This window comes from Pyrobaculum sp. (assembly GCF_049971835.1).
In the GTDB taxonomy this organism is placed as follows: Archaea; Thermoproteota; Thermoprotei; order Thermoproteales; family Thermoproteaceae; genus Pyrobaculum.
In genome coordinates, this window is record NZ_JBMFKV010000296.1 from 1 (window position 1) to 1,946 (window position 1,946).

Genomic DNA, 1,946 nt, shown 5'->3' on the forward strand with positions numbered 1-1,946 from the left:
GTGGGCCCTCCGCTGAGTAGCGCTTAAATTAAAACACCAACGGCGTGTCATGAGGCCACCAGACTACGCATTAATTGAGCAGGAGAGGCGCAGGAAGCTACAGCCTCTCCCGCCTCTGTTGAAGATAGGGCCTGTGACGATACCTGCGGAGCCTTTCCGGCGGGCAGTTCTGAACATCGCCACGGCGCGGTTGCCGGCCCCGCCGCCGCTACCGCGGCCGCTGTTCAGCAGGCGGAGGGGCATGCCGCATCTGCTGAAGCCCGAGGACGTGCTTGCAGACCTCCAGCGCGTCCAGGCCCGCCTTGACGATTTGTCGAAACAGCTGAGCCAGGCCAAGACCGAGTTCGAGAAGTCGCTCCGCGATTTCTTCCAGAAGACGATCGGAGCTGGGTGGATCTACGACGTCGTTGTGCACTCAACAAGGCCGGGAAACAAAATGGTGGAGTTCGCAGACGAGTGGCTTCAGCAGAACAAGGACAGCCAGCTGAGAAGCGTTATATAGCAGTTCAGAGGGCTGGACCTCTCGGCGGCGGTTCAGACCGCTATCAATCAGTACATAGAGAAGAAGAAGCCGGAGGTGGAGAAGAAGGTGCTGGAGGACCCCGAGGTGAAGAAGATCCTCGACGCGGTTGCGGCTGTGAACGCGGCGGCGCAGAGCGGCGACCGCCAGAAGTACGCCGAGGCCAGGAGGCAACTGCTCTCGCTCCTCGGCCTCCCCGAGACTGCATCACACGAGGAGGTGAACAGAGTCTTGAAGGAGAGGTTCGAGTCTGTGTTTAAGCAGGCGTGGCAGAGGGCGTGGCAGAGCGAGCTCGCCCCTCTGCAGGCACAGCTGGACGCGGTGAGGGCGGCCGGCGCCAGGCTGAGCCAGCTCACAGATCAGTACAACGAGCTTGTGAAGCAGGCGCAGATCGACGTCGACGTGCTGAAGAAGATGGGCTACTTCACCCCCGCCGTAAAAATCGAGGGGGATCTCGATAAGGACAGGGTGGTGAAGCGCGACAGCTTCAAACAGCTCCTCGGCGAGATGGAGAGGAGCAAGCTCGACAAGGTGAAGCTCGTGGTGAAGGTGAAGACAGACGCCGGGGAGGCGTACCGCGAGGTTTACGTCACAAAAGACGTGGTGAAGGCCATGGCTGACTCCGACGCCGTGGTGTTCACGCCGAGCGGCGGCGTCGTGCTCGTCAAAGACGGCGGCAAGACCAAGCTACTGCTGGGCACCGCCGGCTTCGGGCAGACGTGGGACGCCGCCACGCTGAAGCTCGCCGCGGACTACGACATGGCGAAGAAGCTTGGCGGTGTTCTGGCGGATTCGGGGCAGTCGCAGAACAGGTTCAGCTTCATACCCATGTGGCGGGCTTCCGGCTTTACCCCTCCCCTCAACCAAGGCGGCACCGCTCTGCCGCCCCCCATGCAGAGGGAGCTCGACGTCTACAAGTCGTGGATCTATGGAGGGGAAGGCTATGCGTCGCTGGCGCTGGGCCTTCTGGAAGCAACCGGACTGCCCACCGCCAAGAACATAATCGAAGCGCTGGCCACCGGGAAGCCGTACGAGCAGGTGGAGCGGGAGTACTACGAGTGGCTGACTAAGAACACCACGTTCGGCGCCATGGGCTACAAGCCGGAGGAGGTGAGAGACATCGCCGAGACCTACTCCCTCACCGCCTCCGCGATTATGCTACCCGCGGCTGGGCCCGCCGGGCTGACTAAAGAGGGGCTCACCCAGATGCTGAGGAACTTCGCCATCGGCGGAGGGGCCTTCGCGGGAGCCGCCACAGGCATAGGCGCACTGCAGGGCAGGCCCCTGGGCGAGCTCGGGCAGATAGCTCTAGAGAGCTTCCTCTCCGGGGGAGTCCTCACGGACATAGGGGCCGCCCTCAAGGGGGCCCTCAGAGGCGGGCTCAAGGGGATCAACATCCCGCAGAAGGATCTCGGCAAGTCGCTCC

Annotated in this window: 2 protein-coding genes; both read left to right on the plus strand. The window is 62.7% G+C overall.

Annotated features, from left to right (window positions below; translation table 11 throughout):
• The first annotated feature begins 49 nt into the window (after positions 1–49).
• Positions 50–502 carry a hypothetical protein gene (locus ACP5J3_RS13875; protein WP_428496225.1) on the plus strand — a complete coding sequence of 151 codons (453 nt, stop codon included), beginning with the start codon at positions 50–52 and terminating at the stop codon, positions 500–502.
• Positions 503–577: 75 nt separating this feature from the next.
• A partial coding sequence (locus ACP5J3_RS13880; protein ID WP_428496226.1) for a hypothetical protein occupies positions 578–1,946 on the plus strand: 1,369 nt, incomplete at its 3' end.